Annotated in this window: 9 protein-coding genes, 2 tRNA genes and 5 rRNA genes (1 of these 16 cut by a window edge); 13 read left to right on the top strand and 3 right to left on the bottom strand. The window is 57.2% G+C overall.

The window, feature by feature from the left end; genetic code table 11:
- The 10 genes from AC3IX4_RS25610 to recD form a co-directional block, all read left to right on the top strand.
- A 23S ribosomal RNA gene (locus tag AC3IX4_RS25610) occupies positions 1–1690 on the top strand; it begins 1204 nt to the left of the window's first position.
- A 150-nt stretch (positions 1691–1840) separates the two neighbouring features.
- Positions 1841–1956 (top strand): 5S ribosomal RNA (rrf, locus tag AC3IX4_RS25605).
- Positions 1957–2404: 448 nt separating this feature from the next.
- A 16S ribosomal RNA gene (locus AC3IX4_RS25600) occupies positions 2405–3941 on the top strand.
- 65 nt (positions 3942–4006) lie between these two features.
- Positions 4007–4083: transfer RNA gene (locus AC3IX4_RS25595), tRNA-Ile, on the top strand.
- Between the two features lie 27 nt (positions 4084–4110).
- Positions 4111–4186, top strand: a tRNA-Ala gene (locus tag AC3IX4_RS25590).
- Positions 4187–4412: 226 nt separating this feature from the next.
- Positions 4413–7307, top strand: a 23S ribosomal RNA gene (locus AC3IX4_RS25585).
- A gap of 144 nt (positions 7308–7451) precedes the next feature.
- Positions 7452–7567: ribosomal RNA gene (gene rrf / locus AC3IX4_RS25580) — 5S ribosomal RNA — on the top strand.
- Together the 16S, 23S and 5S rRNA genes with 2 tRNA genes alongside form the textbook arrangement of a ribosomal RNA operon.
- Before the next feature lie 171 nt (positions 7568–7738).
- Positions 7739–11215 carry an exodeoxyribonuclease V subunit gamma gene (gene recC, locus AC3IX4_RS25575; protein WP_489258106.1) on the top strand — a complete coding sequence of 1159 codons (3477 nt, stop codon included), beginning with the start codon at positions 7739–7741 and terminating at the stop codon, positions 11213–11215.
- Positions 11212–14907: an exodeoxyribonuclease V subunit beta gene (gene recB, locus AC3IX4_RS25570; RefSeq protein WP_489258105.1), complete on the top strand. Its 3696-nt coding sequence runs from the start codon at positions 11212–11214 to the stop codon at positions 14905–14907. The genes recC and recB overlap by 4 nt, the downstream gene beginning before the upstream one ends.
- Positions 14904–16988 (top strand): exodeoxyribonuclease V subunit alpha, encoded by a 2085-nt coding sequence (recD, locus tag AC3IX4_RS25565; protein WP_489258104.1) that lies wholly within the window; start codon positions 14904–14906, stop codon positions 16986–16988. The genes recB and recD overlap by 4 nt, the downstream gene beginning before the upstream one ends.
- 15 nt (positions 16989–17003) lie before the next feature.
- On the opposite strand, the gene AC3IX4_RS25560 is transcribed toward recD, so the two are convergent.
- Positions 17004–17951 (bottom strand): LysR family transcriptional regulator, encoded by a 948-nt coding sequence (locus AC3IX4_RS25560; protein WP_489258103.1) that lies wholly within the window; start codon positions 17949–17951, stop codon positions 17004–17006.
- A gap of 136 nt (positions 17952–18087) precedes the next feature.
- Between AC3IX4_RS25560 and AC3IX4_RS25555 the strand changes: the two genes are divergently transcribed.
- Together AC3IX4_RS25555 and mmsB are read left to right on the top strand one after the other, a co-directional pair.
- Positions 18088–19611 (top strand): CoA-acylating methylmalonate-semialdehyde dehydrogenase, encoded by a 1524-nt coding sequence (locus AC3IX4_RS25555; protein ID WP_489258102.1) that lies wholly within the window; start codon positions 18088–18090, stop codon positions 19609–19611.
- Between the two features lie 12 nt (positions 19612–19623).
- Positions 19624–20511, top strand: a complete 888-nt coding sequence (gene mmsB, locus AC3IX4_RS25550; RefSeq protein ID WP_489258101.1) for a 3-hydroxyisobutyrate dehydrogenase — start codon at positions 19624–19626, stop codon at positions 20509–20511.
- 171 nt (positions 20512–20682) lie between these two features.
- Here the strand turns inward: mmsB and AC3IX4_RS25545 are convergent, their stop codons facing one another.
- Both AC3IX4_RS25545 and AC3IX4_RS25540 read right to left on the bottom strand, forming a co-directional pair.
- A complete protein-coding gene (locus tag AC3IX4_RS25545) occupies positions 20683–21027 on the bottom strand; it encodes a cupin domain-containing protein (RefSeq protein WP_489258100.1) in 345 nt (114 codons plus the stop codon).
- A 94-nt stretch (positions 21028–21121) separates the two neighbouring features.
- A complete protein-coding gene (locus tag AC3IX4_RS25540) occupies positions 21122–21436 on the bottom strand; it encodes a putative quinol monooxygenase (protein WP_489258099.1) in 315 nt (104 codons plus the stop codon).
- A 189-nt stretch (positions 21437–21625) separates the two neighbouring features.
- Here AC3IX4_RS25540 and mdaB point away from each other — a divergent pair, with 189 nt between their 5' ends.
- Entirely contained in the window at positions 21626–22216 is a 591-nt protein-coding gene (mdaB, locus tag AC3IX4_RS25535; RefSeq protein ID WP_489258098.1) for an NADPH:quinone oxidoreductase MdaB, read from the top strand.
- Positions 22217–22237: the final 21 nt, after the last annotated feature.

Here is a 22237-nt window from a genome sequence, read left to right as displayed (position 1 = left end):
GGTGAGTTGAGAAGCTTGCTGGAGGTATCAGAAGTGCGAATGCTGACATGAGTAACGACAATGGGTGTGAAAAACACCCACGCCGAAAGACCAAGGTTTCCTGCGCAACGTTAATCGACGCAGGGTTAGTCGGTCCCTAAGGCGAGGCTGAAAAGCGTAGTCGATGGAAAACAGGTTAATATTCCTGTACTTCTGGTTATTGCGATGGAGGGACGGAGAAGGCTAGGCCAGCTTGGCGTTGGTTGTCCAAGTTTAAGGTGGTAGGCTGGACTCTTAGGTAAATCCGGGAGTCTAAGGCCGAGAGCTGATGACGAGTTACCCTTTGGGTGACGAAGTGGTTGATGCCATGCTTCCAAGAAAAGCTTCTAAGCTTCAGGTAACCAGGAACCGTACCCCAAACCGACACAGGTGGTTGGGTAGAGAATACCAAGGCGCTTGAGAGAACTCGGGTGAAGGAACTAGGCAAAATGGCACCGTAACTTCGGGAGAAGGTGCGCCGGTGAGGGTGAAGGACTTGCTCCGTAAGCTCATGCCGGTCGAAGATACCAGGCCGCTGCGACTGTTTATTAAAAACACAGCACTCTGCAAACACGAAAGTGGACGTATAGGGTGTGACGCCTGCCCGGTGCCGGAAGGTTAATTGATGGGGTTAGCTAACGCGAAGCTCTTGATCGAAGCCCCGGTAAACGGCGGCCGTAACTATAACGGTCCTAAGGTAGCGAAATTCCTTGTCGGGTAAGTTCCGACCTGCACGAATGGCGTAACGATGGCGGCGCTGTCTCCACCCGAGACTCAGTGAAATTGAAATCGCTGTGAAGATGCAGTGTATCCGCGGCTAGACGGAAAGACCCCGTGAACCTTTACTATAGCTTTGCACTGGACTTTGAATTTGCTTGTGTAGGATAGGTGGGAGGCTTTGAAGCGTGGACGCCAGTTCGCGTGGAGCCATCCTTGAAATACCACCCTGGCAACTTTGAGGTTCTAACTCAGGTCCGTTATCCGGATCGAGGACAGTGTATGGTGGGTAGTTTGACTGGGGCGGTCTCCTCCTAAAGAGTAACGGAGGAGTACGAAGGTGCGCTCAGACCGGTCGGAAATCGGTCGTAGAGTATAAAGGCAAAAGCGCGCTTGACTGCGAGACAGACACGTCGAGCAGGTACGAAAGTAGGTCTTAGTGATCCGGTGGTTCTGTATGGAAGGGCCATCGCTCAACGGATAAAAGGTACTCCGGGGATAACAGGCTGATACCGCCCAAGAGTTCATATCGACGGCGGTGTTTGGCACCTCGATGTCGGCTCATCACATCCTGGGGCTGAAGCCGGTCCCAAGGGTATGGCTGTTCGCCATTTAAAGTGGTACGCGAGCTGGGTTTAGAACGTCGTGAGACAGTTCGGTCCCTATCTGCCGTGGACGTTTGAGATTTGAGAGGGGCTGCTCCTAGTACGAGAGGACCGGAGTGGACGAACCTCTGGTGTTCCGGTTGTCACGCCAGTGGCATTGCCGGGTAGCTATGTTCGGAAGAGATAACCGCTGAAAGCATCTAAGCGGGAAACTTGCCTCAAGATGAGATCTCACTGGAGCCTTGAGCTCCCTGAAGGGCCGTCGAAGACTACGACGTTGATAGGTTGGGTGTGTAAGCGCTGTGAGGCGTTGAGCTAACCAATACTAATTGCCCGTGAGGCTTGACCATATAACACCCAAGCAATTTGACTCGCTCGAATGAGCAGCAGATTGCGGTGTTGTGAAGACGAAACGAACCGAAAGTTTGCAACTCACAAACCATCACATACCCGATTCGCTGGAACGTCGACCGAAGGTTGACGCGCTGGCTACAGAATTTCTTGACGACCATAGAGCATTGGAACCACCTGATCCCATCCCGAACTCAGCAGTGAAACGATGCATCGCCGATGGTAGTGTGGGGTTTCCCCATGTGAGAGTAGGTCATCGTCAAGATTAAATTCCGAAACCCCTATCTGCGTACGCAGGTAGGGGTTTTGTCCTATAAGTATACGCTGCACGTTTTCAGGCCTTGCGCCTGGTGTTAGCGAAGTCTGATTTGAGGTGTTGACAGCGTGTTGAAACGCTGTAGAATTCGCCTCCCGCAACGAGAGATCGAAGCGAGCCAAGTGGTTGAAGTTGTTCAGGTTTCTCCTAAAGAACTTCAAAATAAACGCTTGACAGGCGCAGAGGAAAGCGTAGAATGCGCGCCTCGGTTGAGACGAAAAGCTCTTAACCAACCGCTCTTTAACAACTGAATCAAGCAATTCGTGTGGGTGCTTGTGAAATCAGACTGATCGTCAAAAAGATTATCAGCATCACAAGTGACTATACGAGTAATCATATAGTTCATTTTGAGATTGCTGAGCCAAGTTTAGGGTTTTCTCAAAACCCAAGCAGTATTGAACTGAAGAGTTTGATCATGGCTCAGATTGAACGCTGGCGGCAGGCCTAACACATGCAAGTCGAGCGGAGGAGAGTAGCTTGCTACTCGAATCAGCGGCGGACGGGTGAGTAATACCTAGGAATCTGCCTGATAGTGGGGGACAACGTTTCGAAAGGAACGCTAATACCGCATACGTCCTACGGGAGAAAGCAGGGGACCTTCGGGCCTTGCGCTATCAGATGAGCCTAGGTCGGATTAGCTAGTTGGTGAGGTAATGGCTCACCAAGGCGACGATCCGTAACTGGTCTGAGAGGATGATCAGTCACACTGGAACTGAGACACGGTCCAGACTCCTACGGGAGGCAGCAGTGGGGAATATTGGACAATGGGCGAAAGCCTGATCCAGCCATGCCGCGTGTGTGAAGAAGGTCTTCGGATTGTAAAGCACTTTAAGTTGGGAGGAAGGGCAGTAAGCGAATACCTTGCTGTCTTGACGTTACCGACAGAATAAGCACCGGCTAACTCTGTGCCAGCAGCCGCGGTAATACAGAGGGTGCAAGCGTTAATCGGAATTACTGGGCGTAAAGCGCGCGTAGGTGGTTTGTTAAGTTGGATGTGAAATCCCCGGGCTCAACCTGGGAACTGCATCCAAAACTGGCAAGCTAGAGTAGGGCAGAGGGTGGTGGAATTTCCTGTGTAGCGGTGAAATGCGTAGATATAGGAAGGAACACCAGTGGCGAAGGCGACCACCTGGGCTCATACTGACACTGAGGTGCGAAAGCGTGGGGAGCAAACAGGATTAGATACCCTGGTAGTCCACGCCGTAAACGATGTCAACTAGCCGTTGGAATCCTTGAGATTTTAGTGGCGCAGCTAACGCATTAAGTTGACCGCCTGGGGAGTACGGCCGCAAGGTTAAAACTCAAATGAATTGACGGGGGCCCGCACAAGCGGTGGAGCATGTGGTTTAATTCGAAGCAACGCGAAGAACCTTACCAGGCCTTGACATCCAATGAACTTTCTAGAGATAGATTGGTGCCTTCGGGAACATTGAGACAGGTGCTGCATGGCTGTCGTCAGCTCGTGTCGTGAGATGTTGGGTTAAGTCCCGTAACGAGCGCAACCCTTGTCCTTAGTTACCAGCACGTCATGGTGGGCACTCTAAGGAGACTGCCGGTGACAAACCGGAGGAAGGTGGGGATGACGTCAAGTCATCATGGCCCTTACGGCCTGGGCTACACACGTGCTACAATGGTCGGTACAGAGGGTCGCCAAACCGCGAGGTGGAGCTAATCTCACAAAACCGATCGTAGTCCGGATCGCAGTCTGCAACTCGACTGCGTGAAGTCGGAATCGCTAGTAATCGCGAATCAGAATGTCGCGGTGAATACGTTCCCGGGCCTTGTACACACCGCCCGTCACACCATGGGAGTGGGTTGCACCAGAAGTAGCTAGTCTAACCTTCGGGAGGACGGTTACCACGGTGTGATTCATGACTGGGGTGAAGTCGTAACAAGGTAGCCGTAGGGGAACCTGCGGCTGGATCACCTCCTTAATCGACAGACATCAGCTGCTCATAAGCACCCACACGAATTGCTTGATTCATTGAAGAAGACGATTGGGTCTGTAGCTCAGTTGGTTAGAGCGCACCCCTGATAAGGGTGAGGTCGGCAGTTCGAATCTGCCCAGACCCACCAATTACGTGGTGAACCCTGTAGCGATACGGGGCCATAGCTCAGCTGGGAGAGCGCCTGCCTTGCACGCAGGAGGTCAGCGGTTCGATCCCGCTTGGCTCCACCACCCCCTTTGTTACCATGTCAAAGCTTAGAAATGAATATTCGGATCGAATATTGATTTCTGAACTTTTTCAGAATCGTTCTTTAAAAATTTGGGTATGTGATAGAAAGATAGACTGGACAGCACTTTCACTGGTGTTTGTTCAGGCTAAGGTAAAATTTGTGAGTGATATTGCAAATTTTCGGCGAATGTCGTCTTCACAGTATAACCAGATTGCTTGGGGTTATATGGTCAAGTGAAGAAGCGCATACGGTGGATGCCTTGGCAGTCAGAGGCGATGAAAGACGTGGTAGCCTGCGATAAGCTTCGGGGAGTCGGCAAACAGACTTTGATCCGGAGATCTCTGAATGGGGGAACCCACCTAACATAAGTTAGGTATCCTGCACTGAATACATAGGTGCATGAAGCGAACCAGGGGAACTGAAACATCTAAGTACCCTGAGGAAAAGAAATCAACCGAGATTCCCTTAGTAGTGGCGAGCGAACGGGGACCAGCCCTTAAGTGGCTTTGAGATTAGCGGAACGCTCTGGAAAGTGCGGCCATAGTGGGTGATAGCCCTGTACGCGAAAATCTCTTGGTCATGAAATCGAGTAGGACGGAGCACGAGAAACTTTGTCTGAATATGGGGGGACCATCCTCCAAGGCTAAATACTACTGACTGACCGATAGTGAACTAGTACCGTGAGGGAAAGGCGAAAAGAACCCCGGAGAGGGGAGTGAAATAGATCCTGAAACCGTATGCGTACAAGCAGTGGGAGCAGACTTTGTTCTGTGACTGCGTACCTTTTGTATAATGGGTCAGCGACTTATATTCAGTGGCGAGCTTAACCGAATAGGGGAGGCGTAGCGAAAGCGAGTGTTAATAGCGCGTTTAGTCGCTGGGTATAGACCCGAAACCGGGCGATCTATCCATGGGCAGGTTGAAGGTTGGGTAACACTAACTGGAGGACCGAACCGACTACCGTTGAAAAGTTAGCGGATGACCTGTGGATCGGAGTGAAAGGCTAATCAAGCTCGGAGATAGCTGGTTCTCCTCGAAAGCTATTTAGGTAGCGCCTCATGTATCACTGTAGGGGGTAGAGCACTGTTTCGGCTAGGGGGTCATCCCGACTTACCAAACCGATGCAAACTCCGAATACCTACAAGTGCCGAGCATGGGAGACACACGGCGGGTGCTAACGTCCGTCGTGAAAAGGGAAACAACCCAGACCGTCAGCTAAGGTCCCAAAATCCTGGTTAAGTGGGAAACGATGTGGGAAGGCTTAGACAGCTAGGAGGTTGGCTTAGAAGCAGCCACCCTTTAAAGAAAGCGTAATAGCTCACTAGTCGAGTCGGCCTGCGCGGAAGATGTAACGGGGCTCAAACCAGGTACCGAAGCTACGGGTATCATCCTTTGGATGATGCGGTAGAGGAGCGTTCTGTAAGCCTGTGAAGGTGAGTTGAGAAGCTTGCTGGAGGTATCAGAAGTGCGAATGCTGACATGAGTAACGACAATGGGTGTGAAAAACACCCACGCCGAAAGACCAAGGTTTCCTGCGCAACGTTAATCGACGCAGGGTTAGTCGGTCCCTAAGGCGAGGCTGAAAAGCGTAGTCGATGGAAAACAGGTTAATATTCCTGTACTTCTGGTTATTGCGATGGAGGGACGGAGAAGGCTAGGCCAGCTTGGCGTTGGTTGTCCAAGTTTAAGGTGGTAGGCTGGACTCTTAGGTAAATCCGGGAGTCTAAGGTCGAGAGCTGATGACGAGTTACCCTTTGGGTGACGAAGTGGTTGATGCCATGCTTCCAAGAAAAGCTTCTAAGCTTCAGGTAACCAGGAACCGTACCCCAAACCGACACAGGTGGTTGGGTAGAGAATACCAAGGCGCTTGAGAGAACTCGGGTGAAGGAACTAGGCAAAATGGCACCGTAACTTCGGGAGAAGGTGCGCCGGTGAGGGTGAAGGACTTGCTCCGTAAGCTCATGCCGGTCGAAGATACCAGGCCGCTGCGACTGTTTATTAAAAACACAGCACTCTGCAAACACGAAAGTGGACGTATAGGGTGTGACGCCTGCCCGGTGCCGGAAGGTTAATTGATGGGGTTAGCTAACGCGAAGCTCTTGATCGAAGCCCCGGTAAACGGCGGCCGTAACTATAACGGTCCTAAGGTAGCGAAATTCCTTGTCGGGTAAGTTCCGACCTGCACGAATGGCGTAACGATGGCGGCGCTGTCTCCACCCGAGACTCAGTGAAATTGAAATCGCTGTGAAGATGCAGTGTATCCGCGGCTAGACGGAAAGACCCCGTGAACCTTTACTATAGCTTTGCACTGGACTTTGAATTTGCTTGTGTAGGATAGGTGGGAGGCTTTGAAGCGTGGACGCCAGTTCGCGTGGAGCCATCCTTGAAATACCACCCTGGCAACTTTGAGGTTCTAACTCAGGTCCGTTATCCGGATCGAGGACAGTGTATGGTGGGTAGTTTGACTGGGGCGGTCTCCTCCTAAAGAGTAACGGAGGAGTACGAAGGTGCGCTCAGACCGGTCGGAAATCGGTCGTAGAGTATAAAGGCAAAAGCGCGCTTGACTGCGAGACAGACACGTCGAGCAGGTACGAAAGTAGGTCTTAGTGATCCGGTGGTTCTGTATGGAAGGGCCATCGCTCAACGGATAAAAGGTACTCCGGGGATAACAGGCTGATACCGCCCAAGAGTTCATATCGACGGCGGTGTTTGGCACCTCGATGTCGGCTCATCACATCCTGGGGCTGAAGCCGGTCCCAAGGGTATGGCTGTTCGCCATTTAAAGTGGTACGCGAGCTGGGTTTAGAACGTCGTGAGACAGTTCGGTCCCTATCTGCCGTGGACGTTTGAGATTTGAGAGGGGCTGCTCCTAGTACGAGAGGACCGGAGTGGACGAACCTCTGGTGTTCCGGTTGTCACGCCAGTGGCATTGCCGGGTAGCTATGTTCGGAAGAGATAACCGCTGAAAGCATCTAAGCGGGAAACTTGCCTCAAGATGAGATCTCACTGGAGCCTTGAGCTCCCTGAAGGGCCGTCGAAGACTACGACGTTGATAGGTTGGGTGTGTAAGCGCTGTGAGGCGTTGAGCTAACCAATACTAATTGCCCGTGAGGCTTGACCATATAACACCCAAGCAATTTGACTCGCTCGAATGAGCAGCAGATTGCGGTGTTGTGAAGACGAAACGAACCGAAAGTTTGCAACTCACAAACATCACATACCCGATTCGCTGGAGTGCCCGCAACGGCATCCTGGCTACAGAATTTCTTGACGACCATAGAGCATTGGAACCACCTGATCCCATCCCGAACTCAGCAGTGAAACGATGCATCGCCGATGGTAGTGTGGGGTTTCCCCATGTGAGAGTAGGTCATCGTCAAGATTAAATTCCGAAACCCCTATCTGCGTACGCAGGTAGGGGTTTTGTTTTTGCGCTCGAAAAAAGTCAGGCAGCATACTCTTGTCAACCTTTCCCTTGAAGGCCGTAGCCCGTACTGGCTGCTGATAATGCTAAGGTTCCCCCCTTATCGCACTCGTTACCAAGGACCTCTCTATGCCGCATGATCGCTCACTCACTCCGGGTTTCATGGTGGTGCATGGCAACCGCTTGGATGAGTTGCGCAGCCTCGTGGTTGGCTGGATGCGGCGTTACCCCCTGGCCCCGCTGGAAAACGAAATTGTCCTGGTGCAAAGCAATGGTATAGCCCAGTGGCTGAAGCTGGCCCTGGCCGAAGACGCGCTGGATGATGACCAGGGCGGATGCGGTATAGCGGCTGCCATCGACGTGCAGTTGCCCGGTAGTTTTATGTGGCAGTTGTACCGAATGGTATTGGGCCGAGATGAGATTCCGCAGGCCTCTCTCCTGGACAAGGCTCCCTTGACTTGGCGATTGATGCGCCTGCTCCCGCAAGTCATCGAGCAGCCTCACTTCGAGCCGCTACAGCGCTTCCTGACGAACGATAAGGACCTGCGCAAGCGCTACCAACTGTCGGAGCGCTTGGCTGATCTGTTTGACCAATATCAGGTCTATCGGGCCGACTGGTTAGAAGACTGGGCTGCAGGGCGCCACCAGATCCGAAACGTGCGCGGCGAAGCCAAGCCTTTGGCCGCTGCCAACGTCTGGCAGGCCGAACTCTGGCGTGCCCTGTTGCTGGATGTTGGCGCCGAAGGCATGGCCCAGAGTCGAGCTGGCGTGCATCAGCGCTTCATCGAACGTATCAATACCCTGGCTGAAGCACCTACGGGGCTGCCTTCGCGGGTTATCGTTTTCGGTATTTCTTCGTTGCCCGCTCAAGGCTTGGAAGCACTCGCGGGACTGGCCCGATTCAGTCAAGTGTTGCTGTGCGTTCATAACCCTTGTCGCCATCACTGGGCCGATATCGTTGCCGACAAAGACCTACTGCGCCATCAGTACAAACGACAATCCCGCAAGCAGGGCATGCCCGCGCTGATCGATGCCACCGTCTTGCACCAGCACGCACATCCTTTGCTGGCGGCCTGGGGCAAGCAAGGGCGCGACTATATCAACCTGCTGGACAGCTACGATGATCCCAGCAGTTACCGCGCTTCGTTTCGAGATGGCCGCATCGATCTGTTCAGTGAAGGCGAGCCGCACAACCTGCTCAACCAATTGCAGGACGATATCCTGGAGCTGCGGCCACTGGCTGAATCCCGGCAACTGTGGCCTGACGTCGATCCGAAGAGAGATCGCTCGGTTCGCTTTCATGTGGCTCACAGCGCTCAACGGGAAGTGGAAATACTCCATGATCAACTCCTCGCCCGATTCAACGCCGACCCTACGCTGCGCCCACGCGATGTGATTGTGATGGTGCCGCAGATCGATGCTTACGCACCGCATATACGTGCTGTGTTTGGGCAAATCATGAAGGATGATCGCCGGTTCATTCCTTTCACACTGACTGACCAAGGGCAACGCGGTCGTGATCCGCTGCTCATTGCACTGGAGCATTTGCTAAAACTGCCAGACAGTCGCTTTGCGGTCAGTGAGATTCTCGACTTGCTCGATGTCCCCGCCATTCGAACGCGCTTCGGCATGCAGGAGCGGGACTTGCCAACGCTCCATCGCTGGATCGAAGGCGCGGGCATTCGCTGGGGGCTCAATGCCGAACAGCGCGAAGGCTTGGGGCTGCCGGGTGGGTTGGAGCAGAACAGCTGGCGTTTTGGATTGCGCCGGATGTTGCTGGGTTACGCAGTAGGCACGGGGGAGAGCTGCGACGGCATTGAACCCTATGATGAAATTGGCGGGCTTGATGCTGCGTTGATTGGCCCATTGGTGGCGTTGCTGGACACCCTTGAGGTTGCCCATCGTGAGCTCGCGCAGCCGGCTTCTCCGGTCGAGTGGGGGAAGCGCTTGCAGGCGTTGTTGCAGTTGTTTTTCCTCGCCGAAAACGAGCACGACGACTACCTGTTACTGCAGCTTGAAGACTTGCGCGAAGATTGGCTGCAGACCTGTGAGACCGTGGGCTTGAGTGATCCGCTGCCGCTGACGGTCGTGCGTGAGGCCTGGCTTGCAGGCCTGGATCAGGGGCGCTTGTCGCAACGGTTCCTGGCAGGAGCTGTCAACTTCTGCACCTTGATGCCAATGCGGGCTATCCCGTTCAAGGTTGTTTGTTTGCTTGGCATGAACGACGGTGACTACCCCCGTGCGCAGCCGCCGCTGGACTTCGACCTGATGGGCAGTGATTACCGCCCAGGTGATCGCTCGCGCCGCGAGGATGACCGTTATCTGCTCCTCGAAGCCCTGCTATCGGCGCGAGACCAGCTTTATATCAGTTGGGTCGGGCGCAGTATCCGCGACAACAGTGAGCGTCCAGCCTCGGTACTGATCGGGCAACTGCGTGATCACCTTGCAGGCGGCTGGAGATTGGCTAATGCGCAGGCACAATCCTCGGACAGCGCGGGCGAGCAGCTGCTTCATGCGTTGACTGTCGAACATCCCCTACAGCCTTTCAGTGCCCGATATTTCCATAAGGACAGTGGGCTGATCAGTTACGCCAGCGAATGGCAGGTATTGCATGCCGGACCATCGCCTGACGCCGTGGCAATGCCCCTCGATCCCTACACACCAGACGAGCCGCTGTCCTTGGGCCAGCTTCAAGACTTTCTTCGCCATCCGGTCAGGCATTTTTTCAGCCAACGCCTGAAAGTATTTTTCGAGTCGGTCGAAGCGCCTTTGGCCGATGAAGAGCCCTTCGAGCTGGATGCACTCCAGCGTTACAGCTTGAGCGAGCGTCTGCTGGGCGCCGCCCTGGCCGATCCACAGCAATACGAGCAAGCCTTGAAAGGCCAAGCGCGGCATTTGCAGGGCAGTGGCTTGCTGCCCATGGCCGGTTTTGGCGCATGCCTGCAGGAAGAATTGATAGCGCCTTTGCCTGATCTGGTGGCACGTTATCAGCACCTATTGAGCCGATGGCCAACCCGTGTGGACAGTGCCCAGGCCATCCGCTTCCAGCAGGGCGACCTGACGCTTGAAGGGTGGCTGGGTGGACTTCATCAGCGTGCTGATGGCGGTCTGCTGAGCGTGGTCACGGTCCCCAATGCCATTGGCTCGGCTCGATCACGTAAGTGGCACCGTCTCACCGCCACATGGGTAATTCATCTGGCAGCCTGTGCAATGGGCCTCCCATTGAGCAGTGCATTAGTGGCCAACGACGACACCCTGTTGTTGGGGCCGATCGATTCCAATCAAGCGCGCGAAGCCCTGGGCATCCTGTTGCTGGCCCGCCAGGCAGGCATGAACACGCCGCTTCCTGTAGCGGTCAAGACAGCCTTTGCCTGGCTAGGCCAGACTGACTCCGACAAGGCTTTGGCTGCAGCCGCCAAGGCCTACGAAGGTGATGGCCAGAACAGCAACGGCGAGCGCAGTGAAAGCACAGCGTTGTTGCGTCAGTTCCCCGATTTCGCAGCGCTGGTCGAAGGTGAAGAATTCGAAGGTTGGTGCGAGAGTCTGTACCGCCCGATGTTCGAGGCTCCCTGGCAATCACTGAGTGCCGAGGAGGCCCGTTCATGACTTCTAATACGACTCAGCCACTGGCCCTGGCCTTCCCTCTGCACGGCAGTCAGTTGATTGAAGCCAGTGCCGGTACTGGCAAGACGTTTACCATTTCCGCGCTCTACTTGCGTCTGGTGCTGGGGCATGGAGGAGCCAATGGTTTTGGTCGAGAATTGCTGCCACCCCAAATTCTGGTGGTGACCTTTACCGATGCCGCCACGAAAGAACTGCGCGATCGTATTCGCACGCGCCTTGCCGAGGCAGCACGATTCTTTCGTAACGAAATCGAGGCCCCCGACTCGATGATTGCTGATTTGCGCGACGAGTATGCCCTTGAGCATTACGCTGCTTGCGCCAGTCGGCTGGATGTCGCTGCCCAATGGATGGATGAAGCCGCTGTTTCGACGATTCACAGTTGGTGCCAGCGTATGCTACGTGAGCATGCGTTCGACAGCGGCAGCCTGTTCACCCAGACATTGGAAACCGATCACAGCGAGCTGCTCGGCGAGGTGCTGCGCGATTACTGGCGGCGCTTCTGCTATGGACTGGGGGGAGAGGCCCTGGAGTGGGTGCGCAACCACTGGGTAAGTCCGGCAGCCTTGTTGCCAAGGGTTCGAGCTTTATTGGGTAAACAACTGCCTGCCGATCAGGCGCAGGAACTCGGCGAATTAATCACTGCCGTGCTGCAGGAACGCTCGCAAGCGTTACAAGTGCTCAAGGCGCCTTGGGGGCAATGGGCGATCGAGCTGCGTGAACTCTGTCACGAAGGGCTGCGCAGCAAGTCGGTGGATGGTCGCAAGCTGCAAGCGCGGTACTTCGAGCCCTGGTGTGAAAAGCTCAGCCATTGGGCCAATGACCCCGATGAGCTGGAGCTGGATCTGGGGACCGGGTTCAGCCGATTTACTCCAGAAGGCATGGCTCAGGCGTGGAAAGGTGACGCCCCCCAGCACCCAGCGCTGGACGCCATGTTGACCTTGCCAGATCGACTGCAAGCACTCCCGACGCCAGACGCAGCGGTGCTCGAGCATGCCGCTCGCTGGGTGGGGGCGCATTTTGAAGAGGAAAAGCGTCGTCGTGCCGAAATGGGCTTCGACGATATGCTGGTGCGTCTGGATGTCGCGCTGCAAGGCGAAGGGGGCGAGCGTCTGGCGAGCCTGGTTCGGGAGCAGTTCCCGGTTGCCCTGATCGACGAGTTCCAGGACACCGATCCTGTGCAATACCGCATCTTCGAGCGGATCTACCACATTCAGGACAACGACCCGAATACGGGGTTGTTCCTGATCGGTGACCCGAAGCAGGCCATCTACGCATTTCGCGGCGCCGACATCCACACCTACCTGCACGCACGGCACGCGACGCAAGGGCGCCTGCATACCCTGGACACCAACTTTCGCTCCAGCCACGCGATGGTCGAAGCGGTGAATCATGTGTTTGCCCGCGCAGAAACCAGTGAGCAAGGGCGCGGAGCCTTCCTGTTCCGACAGGGCCAAATCAACCCCGTGCCCTTTGTGTCCGTCAAGGCTCAAGGGCGCAAAGAGGTGTTGCAGGTTGACGGTCAGCCGCAGCCGGCCTTGAGCCTTTGGCAGTTAGCGAGCGAAGAACCGGTGTCGGGTACCGTTTACCGTCAGCACCTGGCGGCCAGCTGTGCCAGTGAGATCGTGCATTTGCTGAACGGCGGTCAGCAGGGCAGCTGCGGCTTCCTTCGGCCCGATGGCGGCTTTGCGGGTGTTGCACCCTCGGACATCGCCATTCTGGTCCGCGACGGGAACGAAGCCCAGGTGGTGCGCGCAGAGCTGGCGGCGCGCGGTGTGCGCAGCGTCTATCTGTCAGACAAGGACTCGGTATTTTCCACTCAGGAAGCTCACGACTTGCTGGCCTGGCTTAAAGCCTGCGCCGAACCGGATCTCGAACGCTTGCTCAAGGGAGCCTTGGCAAGCATCACGCTGGACCTGCCACTCGTTGAACTTGAGCGTCTGAATCAGGACGAGCGCGTGTGGGAGCAGCGCGTCATGCAGTTCCGGGGTTATCGGAGCATTTGGCGCAGCCAGGGTGTGCTGCCCATGTTGCGACGCTATCTGCATGACTTTGCATTGCCCAAGGCGCTGATGCACCGCAGCGATGGTGAGCGAGTCTTGACCAACTTGCTGCATCTTTGCGAGTTGCTGCAACAAGCCGCTACTGAACTGGACGGCGAGCAAGCCTTGATCCGTCACCTGAGTGAGCACCTGGCCGCCTCCGGGCAGGCCGGTGAAGAGCAGATCCTGCGCCTTGAAAGTGATGAGCAGTTGGTCAAGGTCGTGACCATCCACAAGTCCAAAGGCCTGGAGTACCCGCTGGTCTTCCTGCCCTTCATCTGTTCGTCCAAGCCGGTGGATGGAAAACGCCTGCCCTTGAGCTGGCATGATGAGCAGGGCCGTTTGTCCATCACGCTCGCACCCACAACCGATCAGATCGCACTGGCCGATGACGAACGCCTGGCCGAAGACTTGCGGCTGCTTTACGTTGCCTTGACTCGCGCACGACATGCCTGCTGGCTGGGTGTGGCGGACCTCAAGCGTGGCAGCAACAAGGCATCGCTGCTGCACCGATCGGCACTGGGTTACTTGCTTGGTGGCGGCGCAGAGTTGCCTGAGTCCACGGCGCTGAGCGGATGGTTGCAGGCACTGGAACAAGGTTGTGCGGCCATCAAGTACAGCGCTTTGCCACTGCCCACCGATCAGGCCTACACCCCACCGCCCAATGAATCGCAGTTGCTCCCGGCACGCCAACCGAAACGCCGTGCTGCAGAAAACTGGTGGATCGCTTCCTACAGTGCATTGCGCATTGGTGAGGAAATTGCCTCCGGCAGTGGTCAGGTGGCGGACAGCGCGCTGGCACAAAAACTGTTCGACGATGAGCGTCCCGACCCTCAAGCCCTGCGGGAAGCCGTGCCCCTGACGGGAGACATCCACCGCTTTCCACGTGGCCCGAACCCGGGCACGTTTCTCCACGGCTTGTTGGAATGGGCAGGTCGTGAAGGTTTTGAGCGAACGTGCAATGACCCGCTGAGCGTTACTGATGCGGTCGCCCGCCGCTGTAACCGTCGCGGTTGGCAGGGCTGGATTGCGACCCTTACCAACTGGCTGAATGACCTGCTGAAAACGCCGCTTGGGCTGGCAGGCGATGATGAACCCGTAGCCCTTGGCGACTTGCGTGAGTACCAGGTCGAAATGGAGTTCTGGTTTGCCAGCCATCATGTCGACGTATCAAGGCTCGATGCCCTGGTGCGAGAGCACACCCACCAGGGCATCGCCCGAGCCGCTGCGGAAAGTTCGCAACTCAACGGCATGTTCAAGGGCTTTATCGACCTTGTCTTTGAGCACAATGGCCGCTACTACGTGCTGGACTACAAATCCAATTGGCTGGGCACAGATGAGTCGGCCTACACAGAGCTTGCGATGGAGACCGTGATCCTCGACAGCCGTTACGACCTGCAATATGTGTTGTACCTGCTGGCCCTGCATCGCCAGCTCAAGGCTCGGTTACCCGATTATGACTATGACCTGCATGTCGGCGGTGCCGTGTTTGTCTTTATGCGCGGTATTCGTGCGAGTACCCACGGCGCCTATTTTGCTCGCCCTGACCGTGAGCTGATTGAACAACTGGACCTGCTGTTCAGCGGCGGAGTCCAGGCACCGCAAATGGACCTGTTTGGAGGGGAGCTGGCATGAGCCGTACCTTTGCTGATTTGTTGCCGATGACGCTGGATGCCGCCTCGCTCAGTGCGTTATCACCGCTCTCCAGCAGCCAGGATTTGTTGAGCCTGCTTGACCGCTGGGTCGAGCGGGGATGGCTGCGCGCCCTGGACCGCGCTTTTGTCGCATTCCTGGCCGAACGCGCCCCGCAAGGCGACGCACTGGTGTTGTTGGCCGCTGCCTTGACCAGCCATCAACTGGGTCATGGGCATGTCTGCCTGGACTTGGGCGAAACCTTGGCCGAACCGGATTTCGCCCTCTCGTTACCCCCTGAGGGCGACGCTCTGGCCGGGCCGCTGCTATTGCCTTCTCAACTGCTCGAAAGCCTGGATACCGAAACCTGGCGTCGAACACTGGCCGACAGCCCGTTGGTCGCACTGGCAGGGGACAACAGCGAACAGGCCCGTCGACGGCCATTGGTCTTGTCGCAAACGCGCCTTTACCTTCGTCGCTATTGGTCCTACGAGCGGCGGATCGACAGCGCCTTGCGCGAAAGGCTCACCCGCCACGAAGTCGCTCCGATCGAGCTGCCTGCGCGACTCACTGCGCTGTTCAACACGCCGCAAGCACAGATCGATTGGCAGAAGCTGGCCTGTGCCCTGGCCACTCGGCGCGCCTTCAGCATCATCACCGGTGGCCCGGGGACGGGTAAAACCACCACGGTCGTGCGTTTGCTGGCCCTGCTCCAGGGGCCGGCGGTCGAGGCCGGCACACCCTTGCGTATTCGTCTGGCGGCGCCCACCGGTAAGGCGGCTGCCCGTCTGACCGAGTCCATCAGCCAGCAGGTCCAGGGGCTGACCGTCGATGCGGCCGTTCGCGAGAAAATTCCCACCGAAGTCACCACCGTCCACCGTTTGCTCGGCAGCCGACCGGGCACCCGGCATTTTCGTCATCACGCGAGCAATCCATTACCGCTGGACGTGCTGGTGATCGATGAGGCGTCGATGATCGATCTGGAGATGATGGCCAACCTGCTCGATGCCCTGCCTGCCCATGCTCGTCTGGTGTTGCTGGGCGACAAGGATCAACTGGCATCGGTTGAGGCCGGTGCAGTGCTCGGCGACTTGTGCCGGGATGCGGAAACGGGCCGGTACAGCCCGCAAACGCGCGCCTGGCTTGAGCAAATGAGCGGTGAAGACCTGGCCCACAGCGGGCTGCAGGAGGGCAGCGAAGCCGGAAATCCATTGGCTCAGCAGGTGGTGATGCTGCGCCACTCCCGCCGCTTCGGGCAGGGCAGCGGCATTGGCCAACTGGCGCGGTTGGTCAACCAACAGCAAGCCGATGAAGCGCGGGCCCTGCTTGCCGATTCAAGCCCGGCGGATCTGTTCAACCTGGCGTTGCGCGGTGAAAAGGACAGGGCGCTGGACCGCTTCTTGTTGCAAGGCTTGGGGCAAGGGAGCGAAGGGGGGCAGGGGTATCGGCATTACTTGAAGGTATTGCAGGAGGGGCGCCCGCCAGTCCAGCTCTCATCTGAAGACAACCGTTGGAGTGAGTGGGCGCGGTCGGTGCTTCAGGCCTTTGAGTCTTTCCAGTTGCTCTGTGCTGTACGTAAAGGGCCCTGGGGTGTCGAAGGCCTGAATGTGCGCGTCACCCAGGCCCTGTTCGCGGCAAAACTGATCGACGGCGATCAACAATGGTATGAGGGTCGCCCGGTATTGATGACCCGCAATGACTACGGCCTGGGCCTGATGAACGGGGATATCGGCATTGCCTTGCGCCTGCCCGACGGTGAGGGGAGAGAGCGGCAAGCCTTGCGCGTGGCCTTTCCGCGCAATGATGGCAAGGGCGGGGTGCGTTTTGTGCTGCCCAGCCGACTCAATGATGTGGAAACCGTCTTTGCCATGACCGTGCACAAATCCCAGGGCTCGGAGTTTGCACACACGGCCTTGATCCTGCCTGATGCCTTGAACCCGGTACTGACCAAGGAATTGATCTACACCGGCATCACTCGGGCCAAGCACTGGTTCAGCCTGATCGAACCGCGCAGAGGTGTTTTTGAGGAGGCGGTGCGACGCAAGGTCAAACGCCTCAGTGGCTTGATGCTCGAACAGGTCTGATCCTCGCCAGCACACTCAATCATTGAACAACATCGTGCGCGACTGGCCCATCAACAAGGGCTGGTTGCGCTCGGTCACCTCGCGGATGTAATCCCAGAGCAGGGTAATCCGCTTCAGCTTCCTCAAATCCTCCCGGCAGTACATCCAGAACTGCCGGGTGATATCCACTTCCTCTGGCAACACCGGCAGCAGCCGGGCGTCTTGCGCGGCGAGAAAGCACGGCAAGATGGCCAGGCCGCGGCCTTGTTGTGCCGCCACGTACTGCGCAATCACGCTGGTGCTGCGCAGGCTCGCGTTGGCGGCCGGCAGCAGGTTGGCCAGGTAGAGCAATTCTGAACTGAAGGCCAGATCGTCCACATAGCTGATGAATTGATGCCGGGCCAGGTCGGCCGGGCGGGTGATGGGGTCGTGGCGGTCCAGGTACTCCTGGGTGGCGTACAGCTGCAAGCGATAGTCGCAGAGCTTGCAGCACACATACGGCCCGTGCTCGGGGCGTTCCAGCGCGATGACGATATCGGCTTCACGCTTGGACAGGCTGATGAAGTGCGGCAACGGCAGGATATCCACCGAGATGGCCGGGTAGGCATCGACGAAGTGGCTAAGCTGGGGAGTGATGAAAAAACTGCCAAAGCCTTCGGTGCAGCCCATGCGCACATGGCCAGACAGCGCCACGCCAGAGCCGGATACCTGCTCGCACGCCATGTGCAATGTGCTTTCGATGGATTCGGCATAGCTCAACAGGCGCTGGCCTTCGGCGGTCAGTACAAAGCCACTGGTGCGGGACTTTTCAAACAGCAAGGTGCCCAGTGCCAGCTCCAGCGAGCTGATTCGCCGTGACACGGTGGTGTAGTCCACGCCCAGGCGCTTGGCGGCGCTGCTGGCCTTGCGGGTACGGGCGACTTCAAGAAAAAACTTGAGGTCGTCCCAGTTCAACGAGCCTAGGGAAGTGATGTTTTTTTGCATGTTGGACCGGTTTTTATGTGCGTTCTTATTGGATCTTTGCACATCTATACTTCAAATCAGTCCCTAGCACCAAGTGCGCTGAGCCGATGGTTTCGCCAGCGTTGATTTCTCCACAACAATAATCAGGAGATCCTTCATGAACGCTTCCATCACACCGGGTACCAAGGTCGAGCAGGTCAAGTTGTTGATCGACGGCCAATGGGTCGAGTCTCGTACTACGGAATGGCGCGATATCGTCAACCCGGCAACCCAGCAGGTACTGGCCAAAGTCCCCTTCGCGACCCGCGAGGAAGTCGATGCCGCCGTGGCCGCGGCCCAACGAGCCTTCGTCACCTGGCGCGATACGCCCATCGGCGCTCGCATGCGCATCATGCTCAAGCTGCAGGCACTGATTCGCGAACACTCCAAGCGCATTGCCGTGACCTTGAGCGCTGAACAAGGCAAGACCATTGCCGATGCCGAAGGCGATATTTTCCGCGGCCTGGAAGTGGTCGAGCATGCCTGTTCCATCGGCAGCTTGCAGATGGGCGAACATGCCGAAAACGTCGCGGGTGGCGTTGATACCTACACGCTGCGCCAGCCCATCGGTGTTTGTGCCGGTATCACCCCGTTCAACTTCCCGGCGATGATTCCGCTGTGGATGTTCCCCATGGCGATTACCTGCGGCAACACCTTCGTCCTCAAGCCTTCCGAGCAGGACCCGCTGTCGACCATGATGCTGGTTGAGTTGGCACTGGAAGCTGGGGTGCCCGCCGGTGTGCTGAACGTGGTGCATGGCGGTAAAGAGGTGGTCGATGCGATCTGCACCCACCCGGATATCAAGGCCATTTCGTTTGTCGGCTCCACCGAAGTCGGCACGCATGTGTATAACCTGGCTGGCCAGCACGGCAAGCGCGTGCAGTCGATGATGGGCGCCAAGAACCATGCAGTGGTGCTGCCCGATGCCAATCGGGTTCAGGCGCTCAACGCGCTGGTGGGTGCCGGTTTCGGTGCGGCCGGGCAACGTTGCATGGCTACCTCGGTGGTGGTGCTGGTCGGGGCGGCGCGCCAATGGCTGCCAGACCTGAAGGAGCTGGCTTCCAAGCTCAAAGTCAACGCGGGCAGCGAGCCAGGCACTGATGTCGGGCCGCTGGTTTCCAAGCGCGCCAAGGAGCGTGTGCTGGGCTTGATCGAAAGCGGTGTCAAGGAAGGCGCCAAGCTCGAGCTCGATGGCCGTGGTATCAAGGTGCCAGGGTTCGAAGAAGGCAACTTTATCGGGCCAACCCTATTTTCCGGGGTGACCACCGACATGCAGATCTACACCCAGGAAATTTTCGGCCCCGTGCTGGTGGTGCTGGAAGTCGACACCCTCGATGAGGCCATCGCCCTGGTCAACCGCAACCCCTTCGGCAACGGCACTGGCCTGTTCACCCAAAGTGGCGCCGCCGCTCGCAAGTTCCAAACCGAAATCGATGTGGGCCAGGTGGGCATCAACATTCCGATCCCCGTGCCGGTTCCATTCTTCAGCTTTACTGGTTCGCGTGGCTCCAAGCTGGGCGACCTGGGCCCGTACGGCAAACAGGTGGTGCAGTTCTACACCCAGACCAAGACCGTCACTAGCCGCTGGTTCGACGATGACACGGTCAATGATGGCGTGAACACCACCATTCACTTGCGCTGAGGAGACTAAGCCATGCGTATCGCATTCATCGGTCTGGGCCATATGGGCGCGCCCATGGCGCGCAACCTGATCAAGGCTGGCCACCAACTGAACCTGTTTGACCTCAATCAGGCTGTGCTGGCGGAACTGGCGCAATTGGGCGGCACCATCAGCCACTCACCTCGCGAGGCTGCGCAGGAGAGCGAGCTGGTGATCACCATGCTTCCGGCTGCTCCCCATGTGCGCAGTGTTTATCTCAATGAAGATGGCGTGCTGGCCGGCATTCGCGCCGGCACGCCAGCGGTCGACTGCAGCACCATCGACCCGCAGACGGCGCGTGACGTCTTCCAGGCGGCGGCTCGCCAAGGCGTTGCCCTGGCGGATGCGCCTGTGTCTGGGGGCACCGGTGGGGCGCAGGCTGGTACCTTGACGTTCATGGTGGGGGCCACGGCCGAGCTGTTTGCCACCTTGCAGCCGGTGTTGGCGCAGATGGGGCGCAATATCGTCCATTGCGGTGAAATCGGCACCGGGCAGATCGCCAAAATCTGCAACAACCTGATCCTCGGGATCTCCATGATCGGCGTGTCCGAAGCCATGGCCCTGGGCAACGCGCTGGGTATCGATACCCAAGTGCTGGCCGGCGTCATCAACAGCTCGACCGGGCGGTGTTGGAGTTCTGATACCTATAACCCATGGCCGGGTATCATCGAGACGGCACCCGCGTCACGCGGCTATACCGGTGGCTTCGGTGCAGAGCTGATGCTCAAGGACCTGGGGCTGGCCACTGAGGCAGCAAAACAGGCACACCAGCCTGTGATCCTGGGCGCGGTGGCGCAGCAGTTGTATCAAGCGATGAGCTTGCGTGGCGATGGAGGTAAAGACTTCTCCGCTATCGTCGAGAGCTACCTCTGTAGGAGCTAGGCTTGCCTGCGATGAACGCACCGCGGTGCATCAGGAAGACCGCGGCGCGTTCATCGCTGTAGGAGCAGAGCTTGCTCGCGATGAACGCGCCGCGGTCTGCCTGATGTATTGCGGTGAGGCCATCGCGACGGTTCGGCGCCCCGACAAGCTCTGCTCCTACAGGGCGATGTATCAGGCGAAGACGAAATACTTGCGCACGGTTTCCACCACTTCCCACGTACCGCGCATCCCCGGCTCGACCACGAAGATGTCGCCAGCGCGCAGGTGGATCGGTGCCTGGCCGTCTGGGGTGATCACGCAATAGCCTTCCTGGAAATGGCAGTACTCCCACTTCTCGTAATTCACACGCCACTTGCCTGGCGTGCAGATCCAGGTGCCCATGATCTTGCTGCCGTCTTCGCTGGTGTAGGCATTGAGGTTGACGGTGTGCGGGTCACCTTCCAGCTTTTCCCATTTGCAGGCATCCAGTACTGGCAGCGGGTGAGTATCGCGAAGGACAACGATCGGTTTGGACATGACAACTCCTGGCAAGTGAACAAACAAGCCTGCACCCTAACGGCCTTGGCGCCGGCTGGATTGTCTGTTCTCGACCTACCGTTATCCATTCCCGCTAACGGCTAGCCGAGGAAGGGCTGAGCATGTCGATCGGCTGGATGTCGAAGTCGTGCTCCAGGTAGTCCATGCGTTGCTCGTGGAATTGCTGCATGTGCGGCAAGGCAACGTGCAGATCGAAATCGGCCTTGCTGCGCCAGATCTCAAAGAACATGAACAGGCTGGGGTCTTTCTGGTCGCGCAGCATGTGGTACTCGACGCAACCGGCTTCTGCGCGGCTGGGCTCGACGTAGCTGCGAAACAGGGCTTCAAAAGCTTCGGCTTTTTCAGGGCGGGTCTTGGCTTTGAGGATGAATCCAAACTGTTCGCTCATGGGTGTCTCCAGGGAAAGGGTGTCGCCATTTTAAGGCAATAATAAGTGACCGATTCGTGCGTTCAGGGCAAATGTATTTTGCCCTGGTGACGGTGTTTTCCCGCTGCGTCGATCTCTAGACTGGCCGCCATTCCCATTGCACCAGTCCAGCGGCCAGCAGCCCAGGGACTTGAAACGACGAGGCACAGCATGAAAAAGGTTCTCTTGCTCAACGGTGGCAAACAATTCGCGCACTCCGATGGCCGTTACAACGAAACATTGCATGACGCTGCGATAGCCTTTCTGGACCGCGCCGGCCTTGATGTGAAATCCACTGTTATCGACGGCGGCTACGACATTCAAGAAGAGGTGCAAAAATACCTCTGGGCCGATGTGGTCATCTATCAGATGCCAGGCTGGTGGATGGGCGCGCCCTGGACCGTGAAAAAGTACATCGACGAAGTCTTCACCGAAGGCCATGGCAGCCTGTATGCCAACGACGGCCGGACCCGCTCCGACGCTTCGCAGAAATACGGCAGCGGCGGGCTCATCCCTGGCAAGCAGTACATGATTTCGGCGACCTGGAATGCCCCCCAGCAAGCCTTCGACGACCCCACTGACTTCTTCGAAGCCAAGGGTGTGGATGCGGTCTACTTTCCATTCCACAAGGCCAACCAGTTCCTGGGCATGAGCGCCTTGCCGACCTTCCTGAGCGTGGATGTGATGAAGCGCCCGGACGTGCACGCCGACGTCGCTCGCTATGAGCAGCATCTGGCCTCAGTGCTCGGCCTTGGCGCTTGAACGGCAGGCTTTCAATTGTTG

It is taken from the genome of Pseudomonas sp. KH_021 (assembly GCF_057838865.1).
The sequence above is the reverse complement of the archived record's forward strand: the minus strand, read 5'-3'. Positions and strand labels throughout refer to the sequence as shown.

Bases quoted from the DNA above. Each gene is read 5' to 3' on its own strand.
- recC (WP_489258106.1), top strand. From the start codon at position 7,739: ATGCCGCATGATCGCTCACTCACTCCGGGTTTCATGGTGGTGCATGGC.
- recB (WP_489258105.1), top strand. From the start codon at position 11,212: ATGACTTCTAATACGACTCAGCCACTGGCCCTGGCCTTCCCTCTGCAC.
- recD (WP_489258104.1), top strand. From the start codon at position 14,904: ATGAGCCGTACCTTTGCTGATTTGTTGCCGATGACGCTGGATGCCGCC.
- AC3IX4_RS25560 (WP_489258103.1), bottom strand. From the start codon at position 17,951: ATGCAAAAAAACATCACTTCCCTAGGCTCGTTGAACTGGGACGACCTC.
- AC3IX4_RS25555 (WP_489258102.1), top strand. From the start codon at position 18,088: ATGAACGCTTCCATCACACCGGGTACCAAGGTCGAGCAGGTCAAGTTG.
- mmsB (WP_489258101.1), top strand. From the start codon at position 19,624: ATGCGTATCGCATTCATCGGTCTGGGCCATATGGGCGCGCCCATGGCG.
- AC3IX4_RS25545 (WP_489258100.1), bottom strand. From the start codon at position 21,027: ATGTCCAAACCGATCGTTGTCCTTCGCGATACTCACCCGCTGCCAGTA.
- AC3IX4_RS25540 (WP_489258099.1), bottom strand. From the start codon at position 21,436: ATGAGCGAACAGTTTGGATTCATCCTCAAAGCCAAGACCCGCCCTGAA.
- mdaB (WP_489258098.1), top strand. From the start codon at position 21,626: ATGAAAAAGGTTCTCTTGCTCAACGGTGGCAAACAATTCGCGCACTCC.